Annotated in this window: 12 protein-coding genes; 5 read left to right on the top strand and 7 right to left on the bottom strand. The window is 72.5% G+C overall.

From position 1 onward, the window contains the following. Positions 1-11: 11 nt before the first annotated feature. Both B5557_RS10090 and B5557_RS10085 read right to left on the bottom strand, forming a co-directional pair. Entirely contained in the window at positions 12-494 is a 483-nt protein-coding gene (locus B5557_RS10090) for a DUF456 domain-containing protein (protein ID WP_079658798.1), read from the bottom strand. 47 nt (positions 495-541) lie between these two features. After that, positions 542-1,402 carry a hypothetical protein gene (locus tag B5557_RS10085; RefSeq protein WP_079658797.1) on the bottom strand — a complete coding sequence of 287 codons (861 nt, stop codon included), beginning with the start codon at positions 1,400-1,402 and terminating at the stop codon, positions 542-544. Positions 1,403-1,670: 268 nt separating this feature from the next. Between B5557_RS10085 and B5557_RS42735 the strand changes: the two genes are divergently transcribed. After that, positions 1,671-3,767, top strand: coding sequence for a protein phosphatase 2C domain-containing protein (locus B5557_RS42735; protein WP_107472577.1), 2,097 nt, complete (start codon positions 1,671-1,673; stop codon positions 3,765-3,767). Positions 3,768-4,055: 288 nt separating this feature from the next. On the opposite strand, the gene B5557_RS10060 is transcribed toward B5557_RS42735, so the two are convergent. After that, positions 4,056-5,474, bottom strand: a complete 1,419-nt coding sequence (locus B5557_RS10060; RefSeq protein WP_079658793.1) for a helix-turn-helix domain-containing protein — start codon at positions 5,472-5,474, stop codon at positions 4,056-4,058. Positions 5,475-5,696: 222 nt separating this feature from the next. Here B5557_RS10060 and B5557_RS10055 point away from each other — a divergent pair, with 222 nt between their 5' ends. Beyond that, positions 5,697-6,344 (top strand): hypothetical protein, encoded by a 648-nt coding sequence (locus B5557_RS10055; RefSeq protein ID WP_079658792.1) that lies wholly within the window; start codon positions 5,697-5,699, stop codon positions 6,342-6,344. A 170-nt stretch (positions 6,345-6,514) separates the two neighbouring features. Continuing rightward, positions 6,515-7,057: a hypothetical protein gene (locus B5557_RS10050; RefSeq protein ID WP_231976323.1), complete on the top strand. Its 543-nt coding sequence runs from the start codon at positions 6,515-6,517 to the stop codon at positions 7,055-7,057. Here B5557_RS10050 and B5557_RS10045 read toward each other — a convergent pair. After that, complete coding sequence (locus tag B5557_RS10045) at positions 7,054-7,638, bottom strand: hypothetical protein (protein ID WP_159424365.1); 585 nt, start codon at positions 7,636-7,638, stop codon at positions 7,054-7,056. The two genes, B5557_RS10050 and B5557_RS10045, sit on opposite strands and share 4 nt — an antisense overlap. A gap of 467 nt (positions 7,639-8,105) precedes the next feature. On the opposite strand from B5557_RS10045, the gene B5557_RS10040 reads away from it, so the two are divergent. Further along, complete coding sequence (locus B5557_RS10040) at positions 8,106-8,594, top strand: ATP-binding protein (RefSeq protein ID WP_079658790.1); 489 nt, start codon at positions 8,106-8,108, stop codon at positions 8,592-8,594. A gap of 91 nt (positions 8,595-8,685) precedes the next feature. On the opposite strand, the gene B5557_RS10035 is transcribed toward B5557_RS10040, so the two are convergent. After that, complete coding sequence (locus tag B5557_RS10035; protein ID WP_079658789.1) at positions 8,686-9,747, bottom strand: DUF2637 domain-containing protein; 1,062 nt, start codon at positions 9,745-9,747, stop codon at positions 8,686-8,688. A gap of 657 nt (positions 9,748-10,404) precedes the next feature. Here B5557_RS10035 and B5557_RS10030 point away from each other — a divergent pair. Next, positions 10,405-11,256: a GntR family transcriptional regulator gene (locus B5557_RS10030; RefSeq protein ID WP_079658788.1), complete on the top strand. Its 852-nt coding sequence runs from the start codon at positions 10,405-10,407 to the stop codon at positions 11,254-11,256. 170 nt (positions 11,257-11,426) lie between these two features. Here B5557_RS10030 and B5557_RS10025 read toward each other — a convergent pair whose 3' ends face one another. Together B5557_RS10025 and B5557_RS10020 are read right to left on the bottom strand one after the other, a co-directional pair. Then, complete coding sequence (locus B5557_RS10025) at positions 11,427-12,200, bottom strand: hypothetical protein (RefSeq protein WP_079658787.1); 774 nt, start codon at positions 12,198-12,200, stop codon at positions 11,427-11,429. A gap of 196 nt (positions 12,201-12,396) precedes the next feature. After that, entirely contained in the window at positions 12,397-14,088 is a 1,692-nt protein-coding gene (locus B5557_RS10020) for a PucR family transcriptional regulator (protein WP_079658786.1), read from the bottom strand. Positions 14,089-14,169 lie beyond the last annotated feature (81 nt).

Here is a 14,169-nt window from a genome sequence, read left to right as displayed (position 1 = left end):
CTGGTGGTGCTTCATCCCCACAGCACCGTACCCAGCCACGCGCCCATGATGAGCAGACAGGTGAACAGCTCGGCGAGGATGCTGGAGCCGCCGGAGCGCATCGCGGTGCGCAGGGCCGCCCGTGCCTCGCCGTGGCGGCCCAGGCGGAGCCGTTCGCAGAGGTAGATGCCGCCCATGAATCCGGGGATCGCGCCGAGCACGGGAAGCAGGAAGAAGCCGAGGAACGCGCCGAGTCCCGCGTACACCGCCATCCGGGGTGTCGCGCCGCTCGCGCGCAGCCGACGGGGCGGCAGGGCCCAGCGCACCACGTGGGACAGGAACAGCGCCAGCGTGGCTCCCATCAGCACGGCCCAGGCGACCGGCTGCGGGTCCTCCAGTGCCCACCACAGGACCGCGGCCCACACCAGCCACGATCCCGGTACACCGGGCACCAGCACTCCGCACAGGCCGAGCAGAATGACCAGTCCGACCAGCAGGAGTTCCCACACTCCCATCTGCTCAGGGTGCCCGAATCGAGAAGAAGACGCAGGTCAAGGCGGGCTCACCGGTCTCGCGTCACCCAGCCGCGCTCGTACGCGTGCCAGCCCAGCTGCAGCCGGGTCGTCACCCCGGCCAGCTCCATCAGTCCCTTCACCCGGCGCTGCACGGTGCGCAGCCCCAGGTCGAGTTGCTTGGCCACGCTCGCGTCGGTCATCCCGGCCAGCAGCAGGGACAGGATCTCCAGGTCGACCGCGTCGGGAGCGGCCGGCGCCTGCTCGACGACACCGGCTGTACCGAGGCGCAGGGGCAGAGCTTCCCGCCACACCGACTCGAACAGGCCGCACAGCAGCTCCAACAGCCCGCCGGCCTGCACCACCAACGCGGCGGGCTCCGCCGAACGTCCCGTCAGCGGCACCAGGGCGAGTGAACGGTCGGCGACGACCAGCTGCGTCGGCACCTCATCCACCACCCGGACCTGCTCGTCCCGGCCCAGTGCGGCGGTCAGCTCCGCCATGCCGTGCGGCTGGTCGAACACCGCCCGCTCCAGTACGGCGCGGTAGCGCACCCCGCGGGCGGCGGCTCGTTCCTCCGCGTCGTTCTCGCCGCCGGTCACGGTCACCGGGGTGCCGGTGACCAGCGCGCACACCTCCTCGCTCGCCCCGAGCTGGATCTGCAGGAAACGCTGGGCGACGGCGGCGGCGCCCGTCACGACCTCGACCAGTTCGTGCACCGCCGGCTCGGCCGCGGCGGCCTGGTACTCCTCGGCGAGGCCGTGCCGTTCCAGCCGACGCAGCGCGCGTTCCGTGTCGTGCTCGCCGAGGGGCAGCCGGCGCGCGAGATCGGGCACGTCGGCGGCGCCCACCGACACCAGCGCCCGGTACGCCGACTCGTGCGTGTCGTCGAGCCCTGTCGCTCCCAGCATCGGGTGTCGTCCCTCCATCCGATGTCCCGCCCGCCCACGTCGTGTCCGGTGCGTGGCGGGAAACAGCCACGGCGTAAACCCGCCGCCGCACATCATCGCCGTACCGCCGGTGGGGGTGGAACCGCCCGGCGACCTCTGTCGCCTCAGGAAGCACTTCCGTCGCACTGCTGTTCCGGACGTCGCTCGACATACTGTTCGACACCCGTGCGGTGAAGCATTTTCCGGATGCCCCGTTTTCATACGGCCCGTGCGGTGGACAATTGGGGGCATGAGCCAGCAGGGGGGAAGGTCCACCGGTCACGAGGACGACTGGTGGGGGCAGTTGTACGACGACTTCGCCGAGGACACGGGGCCCACGCCCGCCGCCGACTCCCTGGACGACCGCTTCGCCTCGGCCTCCGGAGCGGTCCGCTCCGCGGGTACGGCGGCGCACTCCGAGGGTGCGACGGCCGGCACGGGGACTGCGGCGGGCCCGCGCGCCCCGGCGAGCGGTGCGGACGACGAGACGCACCTCGCGGACCACGCGGACGACTCGGACCACGCGGAACACTCGGACGACTCGGACGACTTGGAACACGTGGACGGCGTGGACGGCGCCGACCCTTCGGGTCCCGTCGGCTCGGTGCCGGCACCACGGGCCGAGCGGCCCGGTCCTCGCGGCCGGACCGATTGGTGGGCCTCGCAGGTCGGGACGCCGACAGGGCCGCCGCCCTCACCGGAGGCCACTGTTCCGCCGCCCCGGCGCGGCCACATGGCCGACTCCGACGCCGCCCGGTACCCCGACAGCGGGCTCGCCGATGAGCGTGACGCCCGGGACGATGCGGGCCGCGGCACCGGTCGGGACGTCGGCCGCCACGCGGGCCGAGGCGTCGGCTGGGCCGCTGATCCGAACGCCTCTTCGGCCGCCGGTCAAGGCGCCGACGTCGGCGCACGCGGGGTCGAGGCCGCTCCGGGCACCCGTCCCCCCGAGCGGTACCGCGCTCCCTGGGAACCGCCCTCGGCCACACCTCCAGGTCCCGCGAACTTCCTGCCCGGCCCGCTGCCGCCCGGATTCGACGAGCGGGCGCCCCACGGTCCCGCATCCTCCAAGCCCGACGGCCCTACGCCGGCGGAGACACCGTCCGCCCCCTTCGCACCCCCGGCACCGCCCTCCCCACCTGCGCCGTCCACCGCACCAGCCGCGCCAACTGTGCCGCCGCCCCCGCCCGCGCTGCCGCCCATTCCGGCCCACGCGCCGCCACCTCCGACCGCCCCTACCGTCCCAACCGCGCCCTCGGCCCCCACCGTCTCCGCCAGCGGCACGGCAGCCCCTCTCGCTCCACTCCCGGCGCACGCCCCCAACTCCCCGGCATCTCCAGCATCTCCGGCGCCTTCACCGGCACCTGAGGGTGCTCCCGACCCTCAAAAGGACTACGTCGGTTCCGGGCCGCCCACCTACGACGCCGAGCCCACCGCCCTCCCGCTCGCTGACCCGGACGAGTTGGACGATCTCGTCGCCGACACCGTGCTGGACGGGGCCCGGTACGGGGCCTGGGCGTTGCGGGCCGTTTCCGTGCGGGGGGACTCAGCGCGGTACCGGGGCGAGCCGCGCCGTGACTCACTGCTCACCGCCCGTTTCGGCGCGGGCGAGCATGCGCTGATCCTCGTCGCGATGGCGACCGGCGCCCGGGCGACCCCGGGAGCCCACCGGGCGGCCGCCGAGGCGTGCCGGTGGATCGGACGGGCCGTGGGCCGCAGTCACGTCCGGCTCGCCGAGGACATAAGGGCGGCCCGGCGTGGCGACCTGAAGTCCGGCCTGCACCGGCTCACCGACCGCAGCCTCGGCCGGCTCCGCGCCAGCGCCGCGGAACAAGGCCTGGCACCGGAGGAGTACGCGGCCACCCTGCGCTGTCTGCTCCTGCCCGCCGACCCCGACTGCCGCACGCGCGTCTTCTTCGGTGTCGGCTCCGGCGGACTGTTCCGGCTGCGCGGCGGCGTGTGGCAAGACATCGAGCCGCAGGTGGGCGAGGTCGCCGGGGAGCCGGTCGTCGGGTTCGGGTCCCTGCCGGCCGAGACGCCCGAGGGCGACCGCCTCACCATGGACCTCGGCATCACGACCCCGCCGAACCCCTACGACCCGGCCCCCGAGCCGCCCCGCGATCCCTTCCGCTTCCGTGCCTCCGTAGCCCGCCCGGGTGACACGCTCCTGATGTGCACCGGCGGCCTGGCCGAACCGCTGCGCGGCGAGCCGGAACTGTCCGCGTACCTGACGGGACGCTGGTCGGGTCGCACTCCGCCCGGGCTCGCCGCCTTCCTCGCCGACACCCGGGTGAGGGTGAAGGGTTACTCCGACGACCGCACGGCGGCGGCCGTCTGGGAGGAGTGACAGGGCCCCCGCGGCCAAGGACAACCGGCGTTTCCTCGACCGGATGCTGAAGAAACACGCCGACGCGCTGGAGGGGGTGGTGAAGGCGTACACGCGGAACGTGAAGAAACACGTTCCTGTCCACCCCGAGTACGTTGCCGCCGGATGCTGCAGATGGCCCGCTCCAACCTGCGCAACGTGCCTCGCCCGTGAGGACGCCGGGAGCCCGGCCGGTCACCGCTGGTCCCGCGGGTCGGCGTCGGTCAGCCCGGGTGGACAGTGGGCCGCCAGGCCGTGGCCAGCCTGCGGTCAGGTGGTGGCGGGGACCCACTGGCGCTCGCCGTTGTCCGAGCCGTACCAGTAGCGGGGCAGGCCCTTGATGCCGCTCGTGCGGAACGGGCGGCCGTGATCGTCGACGCGGACCGTGCCGGTACGCCCCTCGGACGACCAGTCGAGTTCGAGGTACCAGTTGCAGTCGCAGCTCTCGGTCCGTGCCGTGACCAGCAGAACCTCCGGGTCCGTGCTGGACACGCGGTAGGGCAGGCTCACCGCCGGGATCGGAGTGCCCGCGTCGTTCCCGGCGACCGAGTGCGCGACGGGACGGTCCTTGTCCAGGTCGACCGCGAAGTAGCGCTTGCTGAGCGAGCCGCCGCAGCCCTGGTCCATGGCGTACACAGTGCCCTGCGCGGGTGAGGCGCGGCCGACGACCCGCACACGCAACGCCGTCAGGACGACGGCCGTCGAGTCGCGGCCCTGCACCGAGATCTCCACGTTGGTCTCCCGCCCGTGCAGGGCGCCCTGGGCCGACGCCCACTGACCGGCGTCCTGCTCAGCCGGTGGCGGTGGAACCTGCGCCGGAGGTTTGTCGATGACGTAGTCGTGACCGCAGCCGAGCGCCCAGACCTGGGAGTCGGCGGTCCACAGCAGCGGTACGCCCGTCGCGGGGGCCGAGGCCCTGCCGCCGGCCGGGGCGCTGTCCGCGGAGGGGGAGGTCCTGCTGGGGCCGGTCGAAAGGGAGGGCGTGGCGGAGCGGGGCGTGGGGGAGGCGGTCGTGCTGGTGGTGGGCGTGGGGGAAGGGTGCGGGGACGCCGTCCGGTACGGGTCGGCGGTGGATCCGGGGGCCCGGGCGGCGTCGCCGGAAGCCGACGGGTGGTTGCCGCCGGGCAGTGCGGACAGGCTGCCCAGGGTGGCGAGGACCGCGCAGGCGACACCGACGAGGACTGTGACGCGCCGACGGCGGTACCAACGGCGAGACGGTGCCTGTGGTCCGCCGGGTTGCCGAGGCTCTGTTTCCGCCGAAGGCCGGGTGTCTGCTTCCGGCGATGCGCCCGGCGGTTCCGGCGTTACGAGTGTTTCTAAGGCTTCTGAGGTCCTGCGCGTCTCCCGGAGCGTCGGTGCTTTCCGTGCGTCCGGTGCGTCCGGTGCGTCCGGTGCGTCCGGGGCACTAACGCTCCGCGCCGCCCGCTGCTGACGGGCCGCCACTGCGCGCAGCCACCGCCGGTGCAGTTCGAGGCGTTCCTCGGATGCCGCTCCGCAGAACTCCGCGAGCCGTTCCACCGGGGCGAAATCCTGCGGAACCGCTTCCCCCGCGCAGTACCGGTGCAGCGTCGAGGTGTTCATGCCCAGTCGGCGTGCGAGAGAGCCGTAGCTGCGCTCCGTGCGCCCCTTCAGTTCCGTCAGCAGCGCCGCGAACTCCGTCACATCGCCCACACCGTCGTCGGTCGACACCGTTCCCCCGTGCTCGTCCGGCCCGGGCGGTCATCCCAGGCACCCATATACCTGCACGTCACATGGGCTGGGATGGTTCCACCACGGCAGATCGGGCGAAGACCGTTGCACCGGGCCGCTCCGTCGGCCGATGCTCTTGGTGCCGCCCCGACCAGGGCCGGATCGACCAACCGGCGTCGCGGCGACGATCCACACCCATGCACTCACTCACGGGGGACACCCATGCCCAAGCGCATCCGAGCCGCCACGCTCACCGGGCTCACCGCACTCACGGCCGTGGGCCTCGCCCTCGGCACCCTGCTCGCCGTACCCGCCAGTGCCGCACCGGTGGGTGCGGCCGCGCCGCAGCCGCCCGGCTTCCTCTCCGCCGCCGACCTTCCGCCGCACCCCAGCTCGTCCTGGACGGCCGGTGAGATCACCGCCGGCGCATCGCCGGAGGTGGAGGCGGACCGCTGTCTCGGCACGGTGCTGGGCGACGGATGGGACTCCTGGTACCGGGACTTCCGGACCGACCTCGACACCAGCGCCCGTCAGGTCAGCCTCGAACTGTCGAGCGTCAGCGCGGCGAAGTGGCGGTTCTCGTTGGTCAACGAGCACATCAAGTCCTGCGCCACGCGGATCGAGCAGGCCGACCCGGAGGTCACGGCCACGCTCAAGGACTACGGGAAGCTGAACGTGGAGGAGGGCGCCCATGTCTACGGACTGCACACCGAGACGTCCTGGGGCGCGACCGACATCCGCCTCCTCTCCGTGGGCCGGGACGGCACGCGGGTGACGGTCGTGGACTGGGGCCAGCTGGGCGACTTCGACGACGCGCCGGTGAAGGCCTTCAAGAGGACGACCGTCACGGCCGTCAACAAGCTTCGCTGACCGCACGACCCCCACAGCCGTACGACCACTGAGAAGAGCCGGGGCCGCCGTCCTCCTGTCACGGGGGTCGGGAGGGCGGCGGCCCCGTACGACCACTTGGTCACCGGACAGACCACAAGTCCAGCCAGATCCGACGCACGAGACATACGGGGAACACGCACATGATGAGCATGATCAGCTTGACCGGCAAGCCCAGCGAGACCGGCAAGCCCAGCGAGACCGGCAAGGCCGGCAAGGCCGGCAAGAGCACGAGCCGCCTTCGTACCACTCGCCGCCGGGCCGCCGTGGCCGCGGCCCTCGCCCTGACGCTCGGTCTGGGCGTGACGGCCCAGGCCTCCGCCGGCAGCCCGCGCAGCGTCAGCGGCAAGTCGTCCGACAACATCACCCGCATCGCCGACTTCTACGGTGCCTACATCGACGCGGTGACCGACGAGGGCGGCGGAAAGCTCGCGGACGAACTCCGCAAGCACTACCTCACCCCGGCCTTCCAGAAGGAACTGAACGCCTGGGAGGACAAGAACCACGCCAACGGTGTCCTGCGGGCCCAGAACGTGCCGCTCGCATGGAAGGTCACCGACAACGGCACGGCGAACTACACGGAGGCGGTCGTCACCCTCACCTGGAGCAGCAACACAGCGACCAAGCTGGTCGTCGACATGACCCGCGGCCACAAGATCTTCCACATCGGCACGACGGGAGTCGCAGGCAGTTAGGGCTGCTGCGTAGTCAGGCGCTCGGTCACGGGGGGCATTCTTGCCCGGGCACCGCAGCCGGGTATCGGTCGGATCTCGAACTGCCGTAGTGCGAAAGGCCCTTGGGCCTCGTGCTGCGGCAGTTCGAGTATGCGTGGGCAAACAGCGGACACGGTTTCCGTTGCGTTTCCGTGTGAGGGGCAGTGCATTCCGGCCAATGTCGTCGGCAACGGGAAAGCGCGTCGGCCGTCCGGCATCAGCTGCCCCACCCCTTCCTCGGGTACGGCCAGGTCGGCAGGGACGAATCCGTAGTCGGTGCGAGCCCGGACGGTCAGCAGGTCGCTCGGGTGCGTAGGTGGGAAGGGGGCGAGGGCGGCCGGGTCGGCGTCCGCCTCGCAGAGCGGATGCCCCGGCTCACCTCCGCTCACCGGGGAGGCGATCGTCGGGTGCCGGTTGCGCCGGCGCGCGCCCTCCAGGGGTACGACCGCGCCGTCGTACGCCGTCCCCTCGGCCTGGAAGCCGAGTTCGTCGCCGCCGGGCCCGGGGCCGATCACCGCCTTTCCGCAGCCGCCCGCCCGCTCCTCGGGGGCCCGCCCCGCCAACCGGAATCACCTTGTCGAGCAGGGCCTTTCCCGCCCGGTGCCGGTATCGGACGGCTCGTACGGGGCCCGCGGGTCCCGATCTCCCGGCACCGGTTCGCCCGGCGTGTGCCCGACGGACCGGGCCGACGGCACACAGACCCCTTGCGGCGCACGACACACGAACCGTCGCATCGCGCGCTCCGCACGCACTGGAAACAGGGTCCGGTCGGTTGTCTCGACGCGCCTCCTCGGTGCTTCGGACGGGCGTCGCCGGTCCCTGGGCAGCCCGTGGGAAAACTCGGGGAGGACTCAGGGGGACTTGGGGAGGGCCCGGGAGCGTGGGGGAGCGACCCCGTGGCCCGCCCGAACATGGCCGAACACCCGGTCGTTGATGATTCGACATGACTGGCCCGGTGTCGACCGGGCAAGGATCCCCGTGAACGTGTTCGAGCAGGAGGGGAACCGACATCGACACGCGGGCGGGGGTCATGGAGAGGCAGGCTTGGGGAAGCGGTCCGACGGCGATCGCGGGCACCTCGGCGACGAGACGGACAGGGGAGGGCACGGCCGAGGACGTGGCGGAGCAGGACGGGGCGTCGCAGCTCAGCCGCAGGCTCGGACGGGCGGACCTGCGGGCGGTGCCCGAGGCGCGCCGGGCCTTGCGGGAACTGCTGCGGGGCTGGGGAAGGCCCGGCCGGTCGGAGACGGCGGAACTGCTCACCAGCGAGCTCGTCACCAACGCACTCGTGCACACCGACGACGACGCGGTGCTGACGGCCACCGTCTCACCGTCCGGCCTGCGGGTGGAGGTACGGGACTTCGTGGCCCGCCACCCCCGGCCGAGCATGCCCAGCCCCGACGAGGGCACGCACGGTCGGGGCCTGGTCCTGGTGGAGTCCCTCGCGGACACCTGGGGCGTGCGGGCGCAGGGCGGCGGAAAGGTCGTCTGGTTCGAGCTGGGAGCCGAAGCCGCCTGAAAGACCGGCCATGGGCGAGGGGCGATACGCAACGGGAAGGGGGCGCGACCGTCGTGGTCGCGCCCCCTTCCCGGTGGTGCCTACCTGTCCGTCAGCCGAACTGCTGCTCCAGGTCCTTGAGCTTGCGCTCCAGGGAGTCAAGACGCGGCAGGGCCATCGTGTCGTCCTCCGCGGTGAGATCGACGGTGATCGACGAGTCGGAGCCGTGGCGAACGGGCTGCAGGGAGGGCCGTGACCGTACGGGCAGCTGCTCCGCAGAGTTCGCTATGGCAGGCTCCGCGGAAACTCGCTCGGCCGTCGCGCGCTCCAGGGCGGCCTGGGCCTCCACCTGACGGCCACCGCCGCCACCGCGGCCGGGGAAACGACCGTGACCTCGGCTGATCGCCTTCAACTGGGCCCGCTCGACCCGCTGCTGCTCGCGACGGCGCAGCTTGGTCTCCTCCTTGCGGACCTTGTCGTCGCGGACCTCCTCGACGGCCTCGTCCAGGCTGCGCACGTTTTCCAGGAGCATCAGCGACCACGCCTTGTAGGTCTCACGAGGAGCCCGCAGCCAGCGCACGACGCGGATCTGCGGCAGCGGACGGGGCACCAGCCCCTGCTCGCGCAGCGCGGCCCGGCGGGTCTGCTTCAGGGCCCGGTCGAAGAGAACGGCCGCCGACAGAGACATGCCGGAGAAGAACTGCGGTGCGCCGTCGTGGCCGAGGCCCCTGGGCGCGTGCACCCAGTTGAACCAGGCCGCGGCGCCCGCGAACGTCCACACGAGTATCCGGGAGCCGAGCGCCGCGTCACCGTGGCTGGCCTCGCGCACCGCGAGCACGGAGCAGAACATCGCCGCGCCGTCCAGGCCGAACGGGACGAGGTACTCCCAGCCGTTGGTGAGGCCGAGGTTCTGCTGGCCGAAGCCGACCAGGCCGTGGAAGGAGAGTGCGGCGGCGACGGCCGCACAGCAGAACAGAAGCACATAGGAAGCGGTTCCATATATGGCTTCCTTGCGCCTGCGGCGCTCTTCGGTGCGCTCCCACGAGTCGTCCGCGCTCGCGTTGGCCCCGGAGGAGCGCTTGCCGCGCGCGAGCACCGCAACCGCCGCCAGCATGCCCAGGAGCAGTACGGCGCCGGGAAGCAGCCAATTCAGCGATATGTCGGTCAGTCTCATCTGGGGGTCCCTTGCATTGGGATAGGGCGTAACGCCCGCCATAGTGGCCCAATCCCGCCGTCCCTCAGGGGGTTTCGGGGCAAGAGGCCGCCAAGGAGGTGCAAGGGGATGCCCAGGGCGACGTTCTGCTCGAACTGCCGCTTGAGGGGCGGGAGTTGAGTTCGAATAAGACTACCCGTACGGGTGGTTCCACGGAAAGTTCCCGTGACAAGTGAGAAAGTTGTGAATCGCCTGTAACCGAAAGGGAGTCTCGTCCGGGTGATCTTACGGGACCTGCGGGCGTGTCCCGTCGCCGGGGGGTGGCGAGTATGCCTGAGCGTGCCTCAACTCGCTGGGGTGCCGGTGAGCTTGGGGGCGCTGTCGGCGTCGTGGGCGCGCGGGCGGGTGTCGCAGATGCTCGGGCAGGCGTCGCAGGTGTCCTCGGGGCGCACCGTGCAGAAGGTGTGGCTGTCGCCCGGTCCGGCAGAGGCGCTCGGCGGTGCGGGAACCAGGGGGCAGGCTCTGGAGGCCTCCGTTTTGAGAGTGATTAAAGGTAAGCCTTACCTTATCCGGTATCGTTAGGATTTGAACTGGCGGCCAGTGCGCCTAAGGTGCTTGACGGACGAGTAACAACCCGCCGCAATGACCCCAAGTACCGACAACGCCGGAGGAGGCCCCGTGGAGCAGAGTGCGCAGGGCTCCATCGGTACCGGAAATCCGGCCGCGCAGGAGGCCGAGGACCGGGCTCGGGTGCCGGCGCAGTCGCGCGGAGCGGCTGCCGAGTACGGACAGTTCGGTGAGACGGGTGAGTTCGGCGAGGGCGCGGGCCGTGAGCCGTGCGGCCCGGCGGGCGCCGCGCGCGGTGAGCACACGCACAGCGAGACCCCGATCCCGCGTCCCCGCCCGGTTGTCCAGCGAGCCTCGGTGCGCGGCCAGATCCTCGACGCGCTGCGCACCGCGCTGGTCGCCGGGGACCTGCGGCCGGGCGAGGTGTACTCGGCGCCGGTCCTCGGGGAACGTTTCGGGGTCTCCGCGACGCCGGTCCGGGAGGCGATGCAGCAGCTCGCGATGGAGGGCGCCGTCGAGGTCGTTCCCAACCGGGGGTTCCGGGTGATCGTGCGGGGTACGCGCGAGCTCGCCGAGCTGGCCGAGGTGCGGGCGCTGATCGAGATTCCCGTGATGCTGCGACTCGCCCGTACGGTGCCTGCCGAGCGGTGGGCGGAGCTGCGGCCCCTCGCCGAGGCGGGCGTGCGCGCGGCGGCCTCCGGCTGCCGGGTCACGTACGCGGAGGCCGACCGGGTCTTCCACCGGGCGATGCTCACCCTCACCGGCAACGAGCAGTTGGTCGGGGTCGCCGAGGATCTGCACCGGCGCTCGCAGTGGCCGTTGGTCGGCGGGCCCGTCTCGCGCGCACGGGCCGACCTCATGGCGGACGCGACGGAGCACCTGACGCTGCTGGAGGCGTTGACGGCACGGGATCTGGACGTGGTGCAGGCGGTGGTGCGAGAGCACTTCGCCGGCGCGGCCTGAGCGGACGGTTCGTGGTGCGTGCCGTGTGCGTGCCGGCCTGCTGGGGGCTGCCGCCCCCGGACCCCCGCTTCGGCCCCGAAAGGGCCTCGTCCTCAAACGCCGGACGGGCTGAAGCCGCCGCCCGCCACTGACAAGCCTGGCGGCTCTCGGCCCCCCTGAGCCCCTCGTCCCTACGCCGTCGCTGCCGGGGGTGTCAACTGTCTTGCCAGCCAGGTGGGGACGCCTCCGAGGAGGCGGAACAGGCGTCGTGCCTCCTCGCGTAGTCGGGAGGCCTCCGGTTCGGTTTCCGCGTCCGCGAGTGAGGCGAGCGCCGGTGCTGTGCCCACCAAGTAGCCCAACTCCTCCCGGATGCGCAGGGATTCGGCGAAGCCGTGGCGGGCCTCCGCCATCTCGCCGTCGCGCAGGGCGAGTCCGGCGAGGTGGCGCCAGGTGAAGGACAGCAGCAGCGAGTCCGAGTGCGTCGCGGCCGCCGTGTGGGCGCGGCGGTAGGCGGCCCTCGCGGCCTGCGGGGAACGGGCGATGTTCTCCGCGAGCAGGCCCCGGCGGAAGTCCAGCAGCGCCCGGCCGACCGCGTCCGGCGGGATCAGCGCCGCCGCCCGGCCGAGCGCGGCCCGCGCCTCGTCCACCCGGTCGCGCACCCCGTGCACCGTGGCGGCGTACGCAAGGTGCCCCCGTTCACAAGCGGCGGCGCCCCGCTCCTCGTCGTCGTGGGCCAGCGCCTCCGCCGCCCGCAGTGCGTCCTCGGCGTCCTGCCAGCCCTGCTCGGTGTACAGGCACCGCTCCACGAGCAGTGCGGCCCGCTGGATGGCGCCCTGCGCCGTTTCGGGCGGGATCAGAGCCGCCGCGTCGGACCAGCAGGCCCGCGAGCGCAGCCGCCATACCGCCGTCTGGAGGGGGTCGTCACCTGAGGTCGTTCCGGTACCGGACATGGCGGTGTACGCCACGTTGCCCTCCCCGAGCGCGCCGTCGAGCTTTGAGTGGTGGCCGCATCTCAGCACGAATCGCGGCACCGAGCCAAGGGGGCGGGTGAAAGATTTCACAAAGTCGTGGGACTCTCCGTCCCCGAAGGTTTCGACGGACGGCCGGCCGAAGGACAGCAAGACGGGCGGTAACCGGCCTCTGTTTCTTGTCTGCTTGTTGTCAGCTCATGCGCAGGGCCAGGAAGAAGTCCAGCTTGTCCTCCAGGCGCGAAAGGTCACGGCTCGTCAACTGCTCGATCCGCCCCACTCGGTAACGCAATGTGTTGACATGCAGATGCAGGCGGGAGGCGCAACGGGTCCATGAGCCGTCGCAGTCGAGGAACGCCTCCAGCGTCGGGATCAGCTCGGCGCGGTGGCGTCGGTCGTAGTCGCGCAGGGGATCCAGGAGACGCGCGGTGAACGCTCTGCGGACGTCGTCCGGGACGAACGGGAGCAGCAGCACGTGCGAGGCCAGTTCCTGGTGCCCGGCCGCGCACACCCGCCCCGGCCGGGCGGCGGCCACCCGTCGCGCGTGCCGCGCCTCCTCCAGCGCCCCGCGCAGCCCCTCCGCCGAATGCACGGCCGCGCTGACGCCCAGCGTGAGCCGGCCGTCGCCGTCGAGACCCGCCGACAACGGTTCCCGTACGGTCGTCAGCAGCGCGTCGGCGAGGACGCCGCTCTCGGAGCCGTCGTGCTCGCTCGACACCGCAGGCAGCGGCACGAGGGCGATGGCCTCCGCACCTGTGTGGGCGACGGCGATGCGGTCGGAGGGCTCCGGGCCGGTGGCGAGCGGGTCGACCAGGATCTCCTCCAGGAGCGACTGGGCGACCGGGCCGGCCTGCGGGCCGCCGTCCTCCCACTCGACGCGGGCCACGACCACCTGCCACTGCGGCGCGGCCCCCAGTCCCGGCAGCAGCACCGGCGCGGCCACCCGCAGCCGGGCCGCGATCTCCGCCGGGGCCGCGCCCGTCTGGACCAGCTCCAGCACCTCCTGCGCCAGGCGCCTGCGCACCGTGCGCGCGGCGTCCCGGCGGTCCCGCTCCACCGCGATCAGCTGGGTGACGCCCTGCAGCAGGTCGAGGCGCTCGTCCGCCCAGTCCCCGGCGTCGGCCTCGACGGCCAGCAGCCAGTCCGACAGCACGCTCTCGCGCACGTCCCGGCCGGCCTTCGGGCCCTGGGCGGTCTGCGGGGCGCGGCCACTGCTGCGGATCGGGAACAGCGAGTACGTCGCCTGGCCGACCAGCACCCGGTGCGGTCCGCGCCGGCCCGTTCGGACGGCCGCCAGCTGCTCCGCCGCGAGCTTCGCGCACACCTCGGCGGGCAGGCCGGGGCCCGCCCCCTTCGGGCCCGCGATCAGCCGACCGGTGGGGGACAGCACCCAGGCGCGCAGGTCCAGGTCCGAGCCGAGCAGGTCCAGGACCACGTCCGGGCCGCCGCCCGCCGGGCCCGAGGTCATCATCCGGCGGTGCCGGTCCACGACGGCCGCGAGATCCCCGGCGCGCTCGCCGGACACCTGCCGCACCACGTGCTCGGTGATCGTCGCGAAGGCCACCGACTCGTGCACCGCGAACAGCGGCAGACGGTGCCGGGCACAGGCCACGACCAGGTCCTCCGGGATGTCGCCCAGTTCCGCCTCACCCGCCGCGAGCGCGGCCACCCCGGCCTGCACCAGGATCCGCACGAACGGCTCGGAGTCCGCCGCGTCCCGGCGCCACGCCAGGCCCGTCAGCACCAGCTCACCGCCGGAGAGGTAGCGGCTGGGGTCCCGCAGGTCGGTGGTCATGACACCCCGCACCGCGCGGTCCAGCTCGTCCTCGCCGCCGAGGAGCCTCAGGCCCAGCGCATCGGTGTCCAGCAGGGCGCGCAGCCGCATCTCGTCGCCGCCGTTCTGTGTCTCGAAATCTACGATGAATCTTGAAGGATGTGGCGGGAAGGCACCCGCCGCCGGTCCTGC

Origin of the sequence: Streptomyces sp. 3214.6, from assembly GCF_900129855.1 — a bacterium.
Lineage (GTDB): Bacteria > Actinomycetota > Actinomycetes > Streptomycetales > Streptomycetaceae > Streptomyces > Streptomyces soliscabiei.
This window is presented reverse-complemented; position numbering and strand designations above follow the sequence as displayed.

Coding starts and splice junctions, on each gene's coding strand:
- B5557_RS10050 (WP_231976323.1), top strand. CDS start 6,515: ATGATCAGCTTGACCGGCAAGCCCAGCGAGACCGGCAAGCCCAGCGAG.
- B5557_RS42735 (WP_107472577.1), top strand. CDS start 1,671: ATGAGCCAGCAGGGGGGAAGGTCCACCGGTCACGAGGACGACTGGTGG.
- B5557_RS10040 (WP_079658790.1), top strand. CDS start 8,106: ATGGAGAGGCAGGCTTGGGGAAGCGGTCCGACGGCGATCGCGGGCACC.
- B5557_RS10035 (WP_079658789.1), bottom strand. CDS start 9,747: ATGAGACTGACCGACATATCGCTGAATTGGCTGCTTCCCGGCGCCGTA.
- B5557_RS10020 (WP_079658786.1), bottom strand. CDS start 14,088: ATGCGGCTGCGCGCCCTGCTGGACACCGATGCGCTGGGCCTGAGGCTC.
- B5557_RS10090 (WP_079658798.1), bottom strand. CDS start 494: ATGGGAGTGTGGGAACTCCTGCTGGTCGGACTGGTCATTCTGCTCGGC.
- B5557_RS10055 (WP_079658792.1), top strand. CDS start 5,697: ATGCCCAAGCGCATCCGAGCCGCCACGCTCACCGGGCTCACCGCACTC.
- B5557_RS10085 (WP_079658797.1), bottom strand. CDS start 1,402: ATGCTGGGAGCGACAGGGCTCGACGACACGCACGAGTCGGCGTACCGG.